Annotated in this window: 4 protein-coding genes; all 4 read left to right on the plus strand. The window is 68.5% G+C overall.

Annotation, left to right across the window (positions count from 1 at the left end; all coding sequences use genetic code 11):
- Positions 1-133 precede the first annotated feature (133 nt).
- The 4 genes from ACFY9I_RS39220 to ACFY9I_RS39235 are packed head-to-tail and all read left to right on the plus strand — an operon-like array spanning position 134 to position 17,878.
- Positions 134-3,253 (plus strand): SNF2-related protein, encoded by a 3,120-nt coding sequence (locus ACFY9I_RS39220; RefSeq protein ID WP_391011403.1) that lies wholly within the window; start codon positions 134-136, stop codon positions 3,251-3,253.
- Entirely contained in the window at positions 3,250-8,799 is a 5,550-nt protein-coding gene (locus tag ACFY9I_RS39225) for a hypothetical protein (protein ID WP_391011406.1), read from the plus strand. Before ACFY9I_RS39220 ends, ACFY9I_RS39225 begins: the two co-directional genes overlap by 4 nt.
- Complete coding sequence (locus ACFY9I_RS39230; protein ID WP_391011409.1) at positions 8,796-15,560, plus strand: DEAD/DEAH box helicase; 6,765 nt, start codon at positions 8,796-8,798, stop codon at positions 15,558-15,560. Before ACFY9I_RS39225 ends, ACFY9I_RS39230 begins: the two co-directional genes overlap by 4 nt.
- Positions 15,557-17,878, plus strand: a complete 2,322-nt coding sequence (locus ACFY9I_RS39235) for a UvrD-helicase domain-containing protein (protein ID WP_391011412.1) — start codon at positions 15,557-15,559, stop codon at positions 17,876-17,878. Before ACFY9I_RS39230 ends, ACFY9I_RS39235 begins: the two co-directional genes overlap by 4 nt.
- Positions 17,879-17,961: the final 83 nt, after the last annotated feature.

The raw sequence follows: 17,961 nt of genomic DNA on the forward strand, positions 1-17,961 counted from the left end.
AGTCCGTGACCCCGCTGATCGGGATGTCGGTGCCGTGTAGGAAGCTAGTTGAATTCGCGTTGTGTGGCTTATGAGGGGCCATGCGACACGTGAGCAGATGACGGTGTAAGGGCTCTGCCGGAAGGTAGCGCCAATGAGTGATGCGGAGCGGTACGTGACCGTCGATGCGGGGGCCGAGACCAGCCGGGACGACGCAGGCGGGGAGGCGCGGCTGGACAGTGCTGACGCGGCAGCGCCGCACCCCGCCTCTTCGGGGGCGTATGCGCCCGGTGCTCAGGTCCTGGTCCGGGATGAGCTGTGGCTGGTGCGCAAGGTCCGCCCGACCCGGCGGGACGGCTGGATGGTCTCCGTCACCGGGGTCTCGTCGTTCGTGCGCGGCATGGACGCGGTCTTCTACAGTCGGCTGGACGAGATCCAGGTCCTCGATCCGCGCGAGACGGTGCTGGTGCCGGACGACTCGCCCAACCACCGGCGGGCGCGGCTGTATCTGGAGGCGGTGATCCGCAAGACTCCGCTGCAGCAGGTCGAGCATGGCCTGGCACTGGCCGACCGCCACCTCATGGACCAGCAGGCGCACCAGCTCCGGCCGGCCGAGCTGGCGCTGTCGATGAAGAATCCGCTGCCGCGCATCCTGATCGCCGACGTGGTGGGGCTGGGCAAGACCCTGGAGATCGGGGTGTTGCTGGCGGAGCTGATCCGGCGTGGCCGGGGTGAGCGGATTCTGGTGGTGACGCCGCAGCATGTGCTGGAGCAGTTTCAGAGGGAACTGTGGACCCGGTTCGCGATCCCGCTGGTGCGGCTGGACTCGACCGGTATCCAGCGGGTGCAGCAGGAGATCCCGGCGGGCCGGAACCCGTTCGCGTACTTCAAGCGGGCGATCATCTCCGTGGACACGCTCAAGAGCGATGTCTACGCCCACCACCTGGAGCACACCGACTGGGACGCGGTCGTCATCGACGAGTCCCACAACCTGGTCAACCGCGGCACGCAGAACAACGCCCTGGCGCGGCTGCTGGCTCGCAAGACCGACGCGCTGATCCTGGCCTCGGCCACACCACACAACGGCGACGCCGCCTCCTTCGCGGAGCTGATCCGGCTGCTGGACGAGGCGGCGATCGCGAACCCGTCGAAGTACGACGTGGAAAACCTGCGGCATCTGTACATCCGGCGGACCAAGACCTCCCCAGAGGTCCGTGAGTCCCTCAGCGACAACGACTGGGCTGCCCGCGGTGAGTCCCTGCCCGTGCCGGCTTGGGCTACAGACAAGGAACGGGCGGTACTGGAGGAGCTGGCGGCCCGCTGGATCCCCCGCGACCCGAACGCACCGTCGGTGTGCCGGGACCGGCTGGTCCCCTACCAGCTGCTGAAGTCGTTCCTGTCCTCGCACAGGGCCCTACTGGAGACCATCGCGACCCGCAAGAAGACGCTGCAGCAGCCCGACAAACCGACCAAGGCCACCAGCCGGTCTCAGCGCCCGGTGGACCCGCAGGCGCGGGCGGCGGCCAAGATGGCAGAGCTCGCCGCGCTGGAGCACTTGGAGAGCCTCGCCACCGAGATCACGGACGAGGACTCGGCGAAACGGGCCGCCCTGCTGGATCAGCTCCGCCAGATGGAAGTCGGTCCAGGCTCGGAGACCCGCGTGGTCGTCTTCTCCGAGCGCATCCCCACCCTGAAGTGGCTGGCCGAGACGATCCCTGCCGAGCTCGGCTTCCCCAGCGCGGAGACCACGGACCCAAGCAAACCCTGGCTGGCGTACGGCGGGGCGGTGCAGGTGATGCACGGGCAGGCCAGCACCGACCAGGAGCAGCAGGACATCGTCGAGAAGTTCGGCCTGCGCGACGACCCCGTGCGCATCCTGTTCACCGGTGACGTGGCCTCCGAGGGTGTCAACCTGCACCAGCAGTGCCACCTGCTCATCCACTACGACCTGCCCTGGTCGCTGATCCGCATCGAGCAACGTAACGGCCGCATCGACCGATACGGCCAGAAGCACCCACCGGAGTTCCGGGCGCTGGTGCTCACCAGCGACGTGGCCTGGCGAACCGACGAACAGACGGGCGAGGTGCGCACCCTCGACGACCGGCTGGTCGGCGAGAAGCTCCTCAAGCGCGAGGAGGAGGCCCACAAGATCGAAGGCTCCGCAGAGGCGGTGACCGGCCTGTACCGGGCCAAGGACGAAGAGGACCGGCTCACCCTGGATCTGATCGCCGGCCGCACAGTCGAGGAGTCGCTCAAGCAGTCGCGGCAGAACGGCGCGGCGTTCTTGGCCGACATCCTCGGCCAGGTCGGGGCCGTGCCCGAGCACCCGGAGGTGCCGCTGGCGCAGCTGCCGACGTTGTTCGCCTCCAGCGCCGCCTACTTCGACGAGGCGCTACGGCAGATCTGCAAGACCAGCCCCGAGGACGAGCTGCATCTTCGCCGGGACGACGACGGCACGATCGCCTTCGAGCCCCCGCGTGACCTGCTGTACCGGCTGCGCTCACTGCCCAAGTCGTACCTGGACGAGCAGCGGGTCCTGCCCAGCAAGGACGAGCCGGGCCGACTGCGGGTGACGTTCTCCAAGGCGCTCGCCGAGCGCCGGCTGACCGCAGCTCGGGAAACGTCCGACTCGATGTGGCCCAACGTGTCCTTCGTGACCGACGTACACCCCGCTCTGGAGTGGCTCACCGACAAGGTGCTCGTCGAGGTGGGCCGCAACCAGGCTCCGGTACTCGCGCTCACCCCGGACCGGCAGCGGATGGCGCTGGCTGACGAGCAGCTGGTCCGTCTGCTGTCCGGCCCGGTCTTCCTGATCCAGGGCACATACTCCAATGCCTATGGCCGGCCGACCGTCGTCGAGTGGATGGCCGTGGGCGGCCTGCCCGATGCCCCGGACGTGGTGCCGATGGATGCGGAGTTCCTAGCCGTGGCCGGGGTGGGGCCGAAGATGCCGGGCCGCGCCGAACCGTACGACCTGCCCGGGCTTCAAGCCCAGGTGAAGGATGCGATCGACCAGGCGCACCAATATCTCAGGGCGCGCGAGGCCGCGTATACCCAGCGCATCGACACCGTGCTGGCGCCCTACCGCCAGCGGGTAGCGGACTGGCGGCAGGAGGCACTGTTCTCCTCCAGTCGCCCGGACAAGCGCCGGATCGATGACACGACCAGCACCCGGATGAAACTGGTCAACGAGCTGCAGACAGCCGGCGAGCCAATGCTGCGTCTGCTGGCCGTACTGGAGCCCGACATCACCGAGGGGGGTACCGCCCAGTGAGCACCGAATTCGACTCCTTCACCAACCGCGGCGAGTACCTGTCCGCGCACTACTTCGCCGACCAGCTCAGCACCGACCTGAAGAAGGGCTTGCTGGGCACCTGGACGCTGCGCGAGGGCGACGAAAACGATCCACGTCCCACCCCGCGGCAGCAGCTGCGTGCCTTGCGCGGCCCCTACCTCGCCGAAGACGTCCGCGGCTACTTCGCCGCCCAGGCCGCCAAGGACGCCGATGACGACCTAAAGCCCAACACGTATCAGAACCCGGAGTGGGCGAAGCGGCTGTCCGAATGGCACCAGCAGATCCTGCGCGCCCTCGGTTACAACGACGCCGGCCCCGCCGAGATCACCGTGCACCGTGCCGGCCGCGAGCACACCGTGTCCGTCGCCTACCACGGGCACGGCATCCTCGCCCTGGATTGCGGTTGGGCCGCCAACCACGACAACGCCCTGAACCCCGACAAGGCCGGCCGCCTGCTCGCGCCTCTGAGGGTCAGCTCCACCGAGCGCTACGAGACCGGGCCCGCGCTGGCCTCCTGGCTCTTCCAGAGCGAACTGGGTGAAGAAGGCGGACCCCGGCCGCGCTTCATCCTGCTGCTGCACGGCGGCGTCGTGCTCCTCGCAGACCGCGCCACTTGGTCCGAGGGCCGCTACCTCGCCGTCAGCCTGGACGCCGCCCTTGAACGCAACGACCGGCGCCAGCTCGGCGAACTCGCCACCGCCGCTGCCCTGTTCAGCCAGGAGATGCTACGCCCGGGCGACAACGACCAGGCCCCCGCCATGGACGCCCTGCTCAAGGCGTCCAGCAACAACGCCGTCGGCGTCACCAAGGAGCTGCGCTACGCCCTGCAGCACTCCGTCGAGGTCATCGCCAACGAGGTCCTCGACCGGCTGCGCGAGACCGGTCTCGACCCCCGCGAAATCGAGGATCCCAAGATCCCGATCGCCCAGCAGCTCACCCGCGAATCCCTGCGGTACCTCTACCGCATCCTCTTCCTGCTGTACGCCGAAGCCCGCCCCGAGCTCGGCATCCTCCCCGCGGACGACGGCTCCTACGAAGCCGGCTACTCCATGACCCGGCTGCGCGACCTCGTCGAACGCGACGAAGAACTCGTCGAGGAAGAAGCCCGCAACGGCTTCCACCTCTTCGAGTCCCTCGCCGTCCTCTTCGCCAAGGTCAACTTCGGCCACCGCGAATACGGCACCGAGGAAGACGACGACCAGCCCGGCGACGACGAGGAAACCCGCAAGGCCAAGGCCGCCCGCCGCAGCGAGGATCGCGGCCTGCGCTTCGAACCCCTGCGCAGCGAACTGTTCGAGCCCAACGCCATCCGCCTCATCGGCCGCGGCTCCCGCGACCCGCGCAGCAGCGACGACGAGCCTGTGTGGCTCGACCTGCGGCTGCGCAACGCCGCCTTGCACGAGGTGCTGCGCCTGCTGACCATGAAGAAGGCGAGCCGGCGTGGCGAGCGCGGAGGCTTCATCTCCTACCGCAACCTCGGCATCAACCAGCTCGGCGCGGTGTACGAGGGCCTGATGTCCTACACCGGATTCATCGCCACCCAGGAACTGTGCGAGGTCGCCAAGAGCGGCGACCCGGAAAAGGGCTCCTGGATGATCCCCGCTGACCGGCAGAAGGAGTACCCCGACGAAGTCCTCGTCAAGTACGGCGAGAAGGACGCCCGCAAGGGCCTGCGCGGCCCGAAGAAGTACAAGGCCGGCACGTTCGTCTACCGGCTCTCCGGCCGCGAGCGCGAGAACTCCGCCTCCTACTACACCCCCGAGTCCCTGACCCAGGTCACCGTCGAACTCGCTCTCAAGCACCGCTTGGACCAGGAGCACGACGCCGACGGCAACCCCATCAAGACCCGCGCCGCCGAATTGCTCCGGTACAAGATCTGCGAGCCCGCCCTCGGCTCCGGCGCCTTCCTCAACGAGGCCATCAACCACGTCGCCGACGAATACCTGCGCCGCCGCCAGGACGAACTCGGCGAGACCATCCCCAACGCCCGGATCATCACCGAGAAGCAGAAGGCCAAGGCGTACATCGCCCTGCACAACGCCTACGGCGTCGACCTGAACGCCACCGGCGTCGAACTCGCCGAGGTCTCCCTGTGGCTCAACACCATGCACCCCGGCATGCGCGCCCCCTGGTTCGGCCTCCACCTACGCCGCGGCAACTCCCTCATCGGCGCCCGCCGGGCCGTCTACGCAGCCGACGATGTCACCAGCAAGGACAAGGCATGGCTGAAGGACAAGGGCACCCTGGCCCCCGCCCGACTGCCTTTCCTGAACGGGGGCGAACCCCAGCCCCTGCCTGACGGCGCCGTCCATCACTTCCTGCTTCCCACCCCGGGGTGGGCCGCCGTCACGAAATCCAAGGATGCCAAGGAACTCGCCGAGGAGCAGGTCAAGCAGCTGGCCGCATGGCGCAGGAGCATCCTCAAGCCACCCATGTGGAAGCCCACCCAGTACGAACCACAGTCCAAGGCGGACAAGGAAGCGCGCAAACCCAGGAAGCCCAAGGAGAAGCAGCCAGTCACCCAGACCACCCGGCTGCAGGCGGTAGCACGGCGGGCGGAATTCCTGTGGTCCCTGGTCGTCAAGCGCATGCAGCTCTCCGAACAGGAGATCACCCGCGAGATCGATGTGTGGGGTGCTGATCCGAGTGACCCGGAGTACGCGTTCCTGCGCCCCTTCGCCCCCGACGACCGCCATAGGAACAGGAACAGAGACCAGCGGGACGACCTGCGGACCAAAGAGAAGATCTACCGCGACCTGTTCACTGCGGCCGACACACCCTACTGGCGGCTCAAGACCGTCATGGACGCCTGGTGCGCCCTCTGGTTCTGGCCCGCCGACGAGACGCCCCTCCTGGACGGCACCGATGGCGCGTACACCGACGAAGCCGGCGTCGCCGGCACCGACGACCTGAGCGCGCTACTCGGCGTTCCTGAGGTCGGCCCGACGCCACCTGAGCTGACTCCGTCCGTGACGGCCACTGCTGGGAGCGATCAGCGGCAGCGTGCGGAGCCGCGCTTCTTTGAGCACACCGCGCTCTTCTCCGTCGGCCCAGAGCAAACGTCCTTCGAGGACCTGGAACTGACCAGCGACGATCTCGTCGTCGAACTCAAAAAGGCCGGGCCCAACATCGCCACTGCGAAGTCTGCCGGCAAGAAGCACCGGCGCACCTGGCGACGAAGCATCCCGCTGAAGGAATTCGAGGACTGGCTTGACTTTCTCGAAGCGATGCTCGGAACCGCCGATGTGCCTGCCGGCTCCCTCATCGAGCAGTTTGAGGACCTGGACGAACTCAAAAAGTATGAGAACACCCTCCCTGAGTTCATGGGTATGGACGCTGCCGACCCTGAACAGCGTTTCCCTTGGCTTCACGTCGTGCGCAATATCGCCAAGAAGGAAGGTTTCCTGCACTGGGAGCTGGACTTCGCCCTCGTCTTCGCCCGGCACGGCGGCTTCGACCTGCAAGTCGGGAACCCGCCGTGGGTCCGACCGCGTTGGGACGAGTCTGCGGTTCTCGCTGAGCACGAGCCATGGTTCGCCCTGACGGAGAAGGTGTCTACGTCGGAGAGAAACCGACGGCGCCTCGAAGTCCTGGGCCGATCCGCCACCCGCGACTACGTGCTCGGAGAACTGACAGCCACGAGCGCCCAGGTCGCCATGCTCACATCGCCTCAGACCTACCCGCTGCTCACCGGCACCCAGCCGGACCTGTACCGGGCCTTCATGTGCCAGGTGTGGAAACACAGCGCCCTATCCGGTACAGCGGGACTCGTTCATCCCGACACGCATTTCACGGGAGACAAGGAGTCCAGGCTCCGCGAAGCTGCTTACCGGCGACTGCGCATCCACGGCGACTTCGTCAACGCTGGGCAGCGCTTCTTCCCCGAGCCCGTGGGACACACCGCCCATTTTGGCGTACACATCTACGGTTCCCCCGGACAAGTCAGCTTCGACCACTTGTCGTGGCTTGTCTCCACTGACGCTTTGCGTCGTTCAGCTCACCACGATGGCTCGGGGGAGGTTCCCGGAGTCCGCTACCGGAACGGCGAATTCGACGAGCGCCCCCACCTATCTCGAGTAGTCCACGTGGACTGGGACCTCCTGAGTGTCTGGCAGCGCCTATTGGACGAGGAAGGCCAACCCGTCGAACAGGCTCGCCTGCTGTTTCCCGTCAGCTCGGCGGAGGCATCGGCGATCGCAGCGCTGGCCGACTACCCGTTGCGGCTGGGAGCTCTTGGGCCACAGATCTCGCCGGGATTTCACGAAAGTGGTGCCAAAGAAGCCGACCTGATCGATTACAACCGTCCCGGCGCCCACGACGGCAATGAGTACCAACCGGCCAGGTGGCGCCAAGTCATCCTCAAGGGCACCCAGCTGAGCACCGCCAATCCGGTGTTCAAGCGCCATGACGCGAACAGCAACGACCCCTTCGGGCGCAATCTCGTCAGTCTGCCGGACGATTTCGTACCGGACACCGCTTATATGCGTGTGCCGGGACGCGAGCAGGAATTCCTCGCCGCGCAGGACCGCTGGATCGACCACCATGCACTGTCCCGTCTGCGGCAGAGCGAGAAGGCGCTTACTCGCGCACGCGCCCAGGCGGCTGCGGCACACGGAATCGCCGAGCGTGAGGTCACTCCGGAGCAAATCGATGCACGGCTCGTAGAGCGGGCGCGTCGACGCTACGCGGTGTTTGCTCGCGTTGCGTGGCGGCGGCAGATCGCACCCAACACCGAGCGGGCACTCTACGCGGCACTCGTCCCGCCCGGCACCACGCACGTTGATGCCATTCACAGCCTTGCCATGCCTAGCCTTCGGACGACGGCCTTGGTGGCTGGCTTCTGGGCTTCTCTGCCCCTGGACTACTTCCTGCGGGCAACCGGCCGAGGGGACCTCCGAGTAGCAGGCGCCAAGGCCATGCCCGCACCAGCCCCTGACCACCCTCTGGCCTCCGCTCTGCTGCTCCGCACGCTTCGCCTGAACTGCCTCACCAACGCCTACGCAGACATCTGGTCCAAGCTCTACGACCCCGCCTGGACTGGCAGCGAGCGGTGGGCGCGCAGCTGGCCCGACCTGCAACATCTGCACGAAGTGACGCCGGACTGGCGTCCCGACACGCCGCTGCGCACGGAGCGAGCCCGGCGTTCCGCGCTCGTCGAGATCGACGCCCTGGTAGCGGTGTGGCTGGGGATGGACGCCGACGCCCTGATCGCCGCATACCGTGGCCGTTTCCCCGTGTTGCAGAAGTACGAGGCGGTCACGTGGTTCGATGCCGAGGGCTGGAAGATCGCCGGCAATGCCCGAACCATCGGCCAGCGCCAGCGCAAGGAAAGCTTCGAGCAATTCCAGGCGTACATGAAGGACCCGGATAACGCCCCGCCCCCGGCGGGCTACACCCCGCCCTTCTACAAGGCCGACCGCGAGGCGGAGATGCGCGAGGCCCACGCGGTGTTCCAGGCACGCCTGGACGCGGCGATCGCACGCGGCGAGTGGGACCCGGAGCAGCAGGAGGTACCTGAGCAGTGAGGCCGACGCTGCAGGCGCGGGGGCTCAAGGAGAGCCTGCTGCAGTACCTGTCGACGACATACGCGCTGTCCGACGAGGGGGCGCGGGAGGCGTTGCACCGGTTCCTCGGAGATGAGACGTCTGGGATGTTCCGGGGACCGTTCCTACGCATCCGCGCACCCTTCATGCAGGCGGCTCCGGGATGGGAGCAGCATCTGGAGTGGCGCCGTGACGACTGGACCCCGTACGCGCATCAGGCGGCGGCGTTCGCCCGGCTGTCGTCGGCGAACGGGCACGAGCCGGAGCCGACGCTGGTCACGACAGGGACGGGCTCGGGTAAGACGGAGTCGTTCCTGTATCCGGTGCTGGACCATTGCCGCCGTGAGCACGCTGCGGGCAAGCGCGGGGTCAAGGCGGTGTTCCTGTACCCGATGAACGCGCTGGCCAGCGACCAGGCCGACCGCATCAACAAGCTGCTGAGCGGCGAGGGTGCGCTGTCCAAGCTGTGGGCGGGGCTGTACATCGGGGACCGGGCCGCGACCCGGTACGAGAAGGTGCGCACCCGGCGGTCAGAGATGCAGGTGTCGCCGCCGGACATCCTGATCACGAACTACAAGATGCTGGATCTGCTGTTGCAGCGCACGGAGGACGCTCCGCTGTGGCAGGGCGCCGACATCCGCTACGTCGTGGTCGACGAGTTCCACACCTATGACGGTGCGCAGGGCACGGATGTGGCGATGCTGCTGCGGCGGCTCGCGGCCCGGGTGGGAGCGCCGGAGGAGGGGCGCCCGCTGGGACGGATGTGCCCGGTGGCGACGTCAGCGACGCTGGCGTCGGGCACGGACCGAGATGGGATGCGGGACCTGCTCGCCGTGGCGGGGCAGGTCTTTGGCACTGAGTTCCCACGGGAATCGGTCGTGGGTGAACAGCGGCTGTCGGTGGACGAGTTCGTGCCGATGTCCGGGTTCGCCCCGCTGCCGATGCCGGCGCCGCAGGAGCTCGCGGCCCTGCCGGATCCGGCCTCGGGCGACGAGGCCCTGGCAGAGCTGATCCATGCTGTCACCGGCACCCTGGACTTGGACCAGCGGCTGCTGGGCCGGAACCTGAAGCGGCACCTGCTCACGCAGGCGGTGATGCGGGCCCTCGACGGCGAGGTGCGCACCGCCGACGAGGTGCTGGACATCATGTGGCGGGCCGGGGCGTACTCGTGGAGCCAGGCGGTCACCGAGAACCGGGAGCAGGCGGCACTGGCACTCGCGCGGGTGGTGGCGCTGCTGTCGTATGCGCATGATCCGGATGCGCCGGCGGGTGAGGAGCGGCCGTTCGTCCATGTCGAGGTGCACCAGTGGGCGCGGTCGGTGTCGCGGCTGCTCCGTGGTGTCCTGCCGTGGCCGAAGGCGGAGTTCCGGTGGGATGCGGCCGGCCTTGCGGATCTGAGCAGCACGGACGGGGGCCGGTCGGCGCCGGTGACGACGGCGACTTCGGGGCAGGTGGCGAACCTGTTCCTGCCGGCGGTGTACTGCCGGGACTGCGGGCGTTCCGGGTGGGCGGTGTTCTCGCCGGAGAGCGACGACCGTGAGGTGCAGTTCGACACCCACAAGATCCGCCGGGCCTCCGCCGGGCAGGACAAGATCCGGGTCAGGAATCTGGTCGCGGCTACGGATCAGGAGGCCAGGGAGGGGTCGTTCCGGGAGAAGATGGATTCCGCCGGACGGGCCGGGAAGAACGGCCGGGCGCCGTTGCAAGGCGCCGGCGGGACACTGATGGTGCTGGACGGGGTCCACGGGCGGCTGCGACTGCCCGATCCGCTCAACGACTACGACCAGAGCACGGGCGAGCCCCGGCTGACGGCTCGGGATGCCGCGTTCGTGCTGGTGAACATCGGGCCGACTGCGAACACCGCGGCGCGGGAGGACTGGTGCCCGGCCTGTGGTGAGCGCAATGCGATCCGCTACCTGGGTACCGGGTCGGCGGCTTTGGCAGCGGCGTCGGTCACGCAACTGTTCACCGGCGGAGAGCTGGACAAGAAGCGTCACGAGGACAAGACGCTGATGTTCAACGACTCGGTGCAGGACGCCGCGCACCGGGCCGGGTTCGTTTCCAACCGGTCGTACACCTTCTCCCTGCGCGCCCTTCTCAAGAAGCACCTGCGGGAGGACACACCCACTGCGCTGAACGACCTGATCGCCGACGTGGTCGATGCGACCACGGACAAGGACGTACTGGCGGCGGTGGTGCCGCCGGATCTGCATGACGTCAAGGGCGTGGCTCGGGTGTTGTCCGGCAAGGGCGGCGGCCGGGGGGTGATGAAGACGTGGCAGCTGATCGGTGAGCGGCTGGCATTCGAGACGCTGATGGAGTTCGGGTTCCGCTCCCGCAACGGCCGCACCCTGGAGCTGACTCGGACGGCGGCGGCACACGTGCGGATCGAGGACCCGGCCGCGGCAGTGGCCCTCGTCAAGCGCCTGCACCTGGAGGCTGCCGAGGACGGGCTGCCCGCGGTGGAGCAGGACGACGCGCGCTATCTGGCCTTCCTGCGGATCTTCCTGGAGCGGCTGCGCACGCGCGGCGCAATCGCACACGCCTGGTTGGACAAGTACATACAGGAGGCAGGCACCAGCCGGCACCACATCTGGGGCGGACGACCGCCCGGCATGCGAGCCTTTCCCGACTCGGTCGCCGCACCGGTGTTCCTGCTCAACCGGCCTAAGGACGACAGCGACTTCGACTTCGCCACCGGCCGACTGTCCTGGTACGAGCGGTGGGCGGGCCGCTGCCTTCAGCTGCCGCGCGAGCAGGCGCCGGAGTTCTGGTCGCGCCTGCTGCCGGAGCTGAATGCCGCCGGGCTGCTGGCGATGCGCACCCCTGACGACTCCTCACTGCGCGTGTACGGTCTGCACGCCGGGAGCATCGCCGTCCAGCTGCTGACCGACGAGGAGGTCCGGTCCTCCTTCGTGCGCTGCCCCCGGTGCTTCTGGGAGCAGACGGTGCACCCATCCCTGCTGGATCAGTGGCACGGGCAGCCGTGTCCCTCCTACCGGTGCCGCAATCCGCACCTGGTGGCCGGAGATCGGGCCGAGGAACTGGGGGTACACCACCGGGACCGGGACTTCCGGGAGGACTACTACCGGCACCTGTACCGCAAGGCCGGCACCTACCAGGTGATCACCGCCGAGCACACGGGGCTGCTGACACGTCCGCAGCGGGAGCAAGTGGAGAAGGCGTTCAAGGAACGCGACGGGTTCAACAACCCCAACGTGCTCTCCTGCACCCCGACGCTGGAGATGGGCATCGACATCGGGGACCTGTCCGCCGTAGTGCTGGCGGCGCTGCCCCGCCGCCCGGCGAACTACGCGCAGCAGGTGGGGCGGGCGGGTCGCCGCAGCGGGAACGCGTTCCTGCTCACGATCCCCGACCGGCGGCGCCGGGATCTGTACTTCCTGGAACGGCCCCGAGAGATGATCGCCGGCGTCATCGTGCCGCCGGGTTGCCACCTGTCGGCGGTGGAGATCCTGCGTCGCCAGTACGTGGCCCACCTGCTGGACCTGGCGGCCGCAGGCAAACTGGTGCGTGCGGACGGCATCGTGCTGCGGGCCCTGCCGCACAAGGCCCCGCGCCTGTTCGGCCCGTCCGGCTACCTGGCCGACCTGGTGGAGGTGGCCGTCGCCCAGGGCGAGCGGCTGGTGGAGGACTTCCTCGCCCTGTTCCCCACCGGGGTCAACGAGCAGGCCCAGGCCGACCTGCGTCACTTCGCCGTGCACGGTCTGCGCAGCAAGGTGGAGGAGGCCGAGCGGGCCTGGCGGCGGATCGAGGAACGGCTGCGGGCGCGGCTGCGGGCGATCAACGAGGCACACGACGAGCTGAACGAGGACGACCCCGAGGCCGCGGCGCAGAAGGCCGAACTGGATGCCGAACGGCGGTCGGTGGGTCGCCTGCTGCTGGAGCACGGTGACACCAACGCCCAGGACGCCCTGTGCGATCTGGGGCTCCTGCCGAACTACGAGCTGCTCGACACCACCACCACGCTGTCGGCAAGCCTGTACTGGTCGGAGGGGAAGGATGAGAAGACCGGCAAGGAGGTCTTCGGCTCCAAGCAGGTGTCATACGAGCGGCCACGCCGCCTGGCCCTGAGCGAGCTGGCGCCTGGCAACACCTTCTACGCGGGCGGCTACAAGCACCGCATCACCGGCATCGAGATCAACGCCGGCGGCGAGCCCACCTGGCTCACCTGGCGGGTCTGCCCGGGCTGCGGCTACGTGCGCACCGAGGACGCGGCGACCGACCGCTCCCCCTGCCCGCGCTGCCAGACGCAGCACATCGCGGACGACGGCTCGTGCCTGTTCCGAGTCATCGAACCGGCCATGGTCACCGCGCGGGACAAGCGGGACGACGCGCGGATCAGCGACGACAAGGACGACCGGGACCGGCGTTTCTACACCATCGTGGACGCCGTCGACATGCCGGTGGAGGAGCTGGAGCCGCATACATCGTGGCGGCACGAGACCGAGACGTTCGGCATCGACTTCTGCCGCAGGGCGATGATCCGGCGCATCAACGTCGGCCCGATGCGGTTCGACGCTCCGCCCCGTGACGACTTCGCCGGCGGCCTGGTGCGGCTCAACCCCTTCCACGTCTGCCCCGGGTGCGGGGCGGCGAGCGCGGACGGACGGCCCGTCTTCGACGACCACGTCGATGCGCTCAGCTCATCCGCCGCCCGCACCCCCCAGCTCAAGCACCACCGCCCCTGGTGCCCACTGCGGCGCGGCAAGCAGCGCCGCCTGGACCCGGTGCCGGTGCTGCTCGCCCACCAACTGCGCACCGAGGCCCTGCGCATCCTGCTCCCGGCCGCCACTGTGCACGTGGACCAGAAGATCCACTCCTTCAGGGCGGCCCTGCGACTCGGGGTGGACAAGCACTTCGGCGGCGACCCCCAGCACCTGGACACCACGCTGGCGTCCATGCCGGACGAGGCCACGGGTGAGCGCCGCTGGTTCCTGGTGCTGTACGACGCGCTGCCCGGTGGCACCGGCTATCTGCACCGGCTCACCAACCCCGGCGCCTTCCGCGCCGCCCTGGCCGCCGCGCGTCGAGAGCTGCTCGCCTGCCCGTGCAAGGACGAGCATCGGCGCGCCTGCCACCGCTGCCTGCACCGCTACACCCAGGAGCGTTATCAGGACATCGTCTCGCGCGTCGAGGCCCTGAACATGATCGCCAAGCTGCTCGGCCCGGTCGACGAACACGGGCAGGAGGCAGAGGACCTTTGGAAGACCACGCCGGTGGCCAGCACGCGGGCCATCGGGCTGGACGCACAGGTCGAGTCCGACCTTGAAGTGCGCTTCCTCGCCGCGCTGCGCGACTGGGTGGACGCAACCGACGACGCTTCCCTGGACGAGGACGGCCACGCCAGCGGGCACCTCCGCTTCACCGCGGGTTCTGAGGTGGTGCACTGGCGGCTCACCGCCCAGGAGCACCTGGAGCGGACCCGCACCGACTTCACCTTCACTCGGATCGGCGGACCCAAGCAGAGCGTCAAGGTCTACCTCGACGGCTACCGCTGGCATGCCAGCCGCCAGCACAACCGCATCGCCACAGATGCCGAGAAGCGCACCCGGCTGCGTGCCGAGGGCCAGACCGTATTTCAGATCACCTGGGACGACGTGGACCTGTTCGAGCGCCGCACGACTCAGGCCGAGGCGGTATGGCCGCCGTACGGGCGCGGCGCCCAGGAGCAGGCCAAGGACGCCTATGAGCAGTACGGCGGGCATCGGGGGCACTTCGCCGACGCCGTGTTCGCCAACCCTCTCGATACCCTGCTCGCCTACCTCCGCGACCCCGACTACGCCCTCTGGGCCCGCCGGGCCCGCGCCCTGGTCACCGGCCTGACCCGCGACCCGAACACCAAACCCGTGGCCGCGGTCCAGCAACGGGGCGACCTCGTCCGGGCGCTGTACACCGTCCTCGCCGACTACAGCCCTGACGGTGCACGGTCGCACGCATCCGACCAGGGCGGAGGGGGCCGCGTCGGTCCCGTACACGTCTTCCGGACCCAGGACGCGCACGGACTGCCGCTCGTCTTCGCGCTGGACGCCGCACACCCGGAGCATCTCGCCTGGACGGCCCTGGCGATCCTGGACGATGCCAGGGAGGTGCTCGACAGCAGCGAGCACCGGCTGCGGTGGCGTTCCTGGCTGTACTGGTCGAACCTGATTCAGTTCCTCTCCCGCTCGGGCGGCGACGGCGTCCAGTTGGCCGCAAGCCGCGCCGCCGATTTCCCCGTCGACGTGCTCGCCGTGTGCGGGGGCATCGGCCACCTCGAGTCCCTCATCCAGGCCCCCGACGCCGCCACACCTGTATTCCCCGCGACGCCGGCCGCCGCTGCCCCGGATGCCACGAGCCGCACGGAGACCATCGCTGCCGCGGCGACCAAGGCTCTGCGTGATGTCGTATGGGACGAGGACATCCTGCCCTTGCTTCGCGAAGAGGCGGACGAGACGCCGGAGTTGGCGGCGCTCGCCGAGGAACTGGCCGCCCGTGGCAAGCAGGCTCCCGTCTTCGGCTACGAGCTGGGCACCAGTCGCTGGCCGGCCGACTTCGCCTGGGACGACACCGGCGTCAAGATCGCTGTTGTGGCGCCGGTGCACGGCGAAGACGATCCCGAGGCCGAACGGCGCGACGCCGCCTATGGAGAGGCCGGCTTCACCGTCCGCACCGCCGCCGAGTGGCTGACACACCTAGACACCCTGACCGACCTGCTCCCCGACACGGAAGGCACCACCCGATGAAGGCCCGGATCAGCCTGTATCACAAGGCTGAACAGGAGCTGTACAAACTCGACCGCTCCGTCAAGGCACAGTTCTTCGACTTCTGCCACCGGTTCCGGGAGGATCCGGACCACCCGGGCCTGGACCTGAAGCCGCTCAAGGGCGACGGGCGTATCTTCCGCGCGAAGATCAACACCTCGTACCGGGCGCTGATGGCCAAAACCGGCATCGGCCCGGACGGCAAGGCCGGCTGGCTGGTCATCGCGGTACGCCACCGCAAGCACGTCTACGAAGAACTCTCCGTCGCCGTCAACCGCGTCAGCGGCGAGATCGAGTTCGTCGACCTCTCTGTGGTCGGCGACAGCGCCCTGCGCCGCGCGGGCGTCCAGCTCACCCCCGCCGAGCCCGAGCCCGGCCAGGAACCCGCTCCCGTCCCCGCGCCAGCACCGCCCGTCGCCGCAGAGGCACCGCCGCTGCTCGCCGACTACACGGTCGATGACCTGCGCAAGCTTGGCGTCGCCGAACAGCTGATCGACCTCGCCCTCGTCGTCACCGACAGCGCCGAACTTGACCAGCTCGTCGAAGGCGCGCCTCTGCTGTCCAAGGACATCCTCTATGGCCTGGCCGCCGGCATGTCCTTCGACGAAGTCCGACGTGAGATCACCAAGCCGGTCGAGCTGGCCGACAAGCCCGATCCGGAGGATCTCACCGCGGCGCTGGCCCGCACCATCGTCACCACGGTCGACGACGATCTGCGGGAGGCCATCGAGGAAGGCGATTTCCGCGCCTGGAAGATCTACCTCCACCCCACCCAGGCCAAGCTGGTCAAGCGCCACTACAATGGCCCGGCCCGCGTCTCCGGCGGTCCCGGCACCGGCAAGACCATCGTCGCCCTGCACCGTGTCCGCCACCTCGCCCAGCAGCTACCCCCCGGCCACAGCAAGCCGATCCTGCTGACCACGTTCACCAAGAACCTCACCACCGACTTGCGGTCCCGACTCGCCAGCCTCCTCGAACCCGAACTGCTGGCCCGCGTCGACATTGCCCACATCGACCAGCTCGCAGCCCGCATCCTCGGCGAGAACACCGCCCCCGGCCGGGCCAAGCAGCGCGTCTACGACAGCGTCGCCCTCGACGAACTGCGCCAGCTGCTCGCCGAACTCGACGACCACCGCTTCGAGGCAGAGTTCCTCTTCGAGGAGTGGGAGCAGGTCATCCTCGGCCAGTCCATCCCCACCCGCTCCGCATACTTCCAGGCCCGCCGTGCCGGCCGCGGCAAATCCCTCACCCGCCCCGAACGCGCCCACATCTGGAAGCTCATCGAGCAGTTCACCGCCCGCATGGACAAGCGCGGCATCGAAACCTGGGGCCAGGCCGCCGAACGCGCCGCCCGCTACGAAGTGGAACGGGCGACGAAGATCGAAAGCCGTCGGGCCCACAAGAACGACGTGGACGGCAAGGACCTCATCCACCGCGACGACAGCTCCGGCATGCGCTACCTCGGCTACCGATACCGGCACATCGTCGTCGACGAAGCCCAGGACCTGCGCCCCGCGCACTGGAAGATGCTTCGCGCCATGGCCGACCCCGGGCTGCCCAACGACCTGTTCATTACCGGCGACACCCACCAGCGCATCTACGACCACCAAGTCGCCCTCGGCTCGGTCGGCGTCCACATCCGGGGCCGTGCCTCACGACTGACCCTCAGCTACCGCACCACCAAGGAGATCCTCGCCCAGGCCCTGCGCGTCGTCGATCCGAAGAACCCAGACCTGAAAGTCACCTACGACAATCTCGACGACGGCACTGACAACCTCGCCGGCTACCGCTCCGTCCTGCACGGCCCCACTCCCACCTTCACCCCGTACAACAGCTGGGACGACGAGCTCACCGGCCTGGCCGCCCTGCTCAACACCTGGAAACAGGAGCTGTCCACCGACGCCAACGGCAACGCCCGCGACGTGCGCGGGCGCATCGCCGTCTGCGTCGCCGACCGCGACATGGTCAGCCGGACCATGTACTACCTGGAGACCCAGGCCAAGATCACGTGCGCCGAGCTGACCAAGGACGGCCCCAAGGGCGACGGCGACATCCACGTCGGCACCATGCACCGCTTCAAGGGCCTCGAGTACCAGCGCCTCGCCATCATCGGCGCCACCGACGGCATCGTCCCCCGCACCGCGGTCATCGACCGCTACCGCACCGACGACCCCACCCGGTACGAACGGGAACTACGCAAGGCCCGCTCCCTGCTCTTCGTCGCCGCCACCCGCGCCCGCGACGCCCTGAGCATCAGCTGGCACGGCGTCCCCAGCCCGTTCCTGCCGGTCTCACGCTGAACCAAGCACCAGGTGCGGGGCTTCTTCCGGTCTTGGGATGGAGAAGCCCCGCCCTGCTCTTAGCCCCCGCAAGGCTTCCTCAA

The sequence above is a fragment of the Streptomyces sp. NPDC012510 genome, from assembly GCF_042955065.1.
In the GTDB taxonomy this organism is placed as follows: domain Bacteria; phylum Actinomycetota; class Actinomycetes; order Streptomycetales; family Streptomycetaceae; genus Streptomyces.

Bases quoted from the DNA above. Each gene is read 5' to 3' on its own strand.
- ACFY9I_RS39220 (WP_391011403.1), top strand. From the start codon at position 134: ATGAGTGATGCGGAGCGGTACGTGACCGTCGATGCGGGGGCCGAGACC.
- ACFY9I_RS39235 (WP_391011412.1), top strand. From the start codon at position 15,557: ATGAAGGCCCGGATCAGCCTGTATCACAAGGCTGAACAGGAGCTGTAC.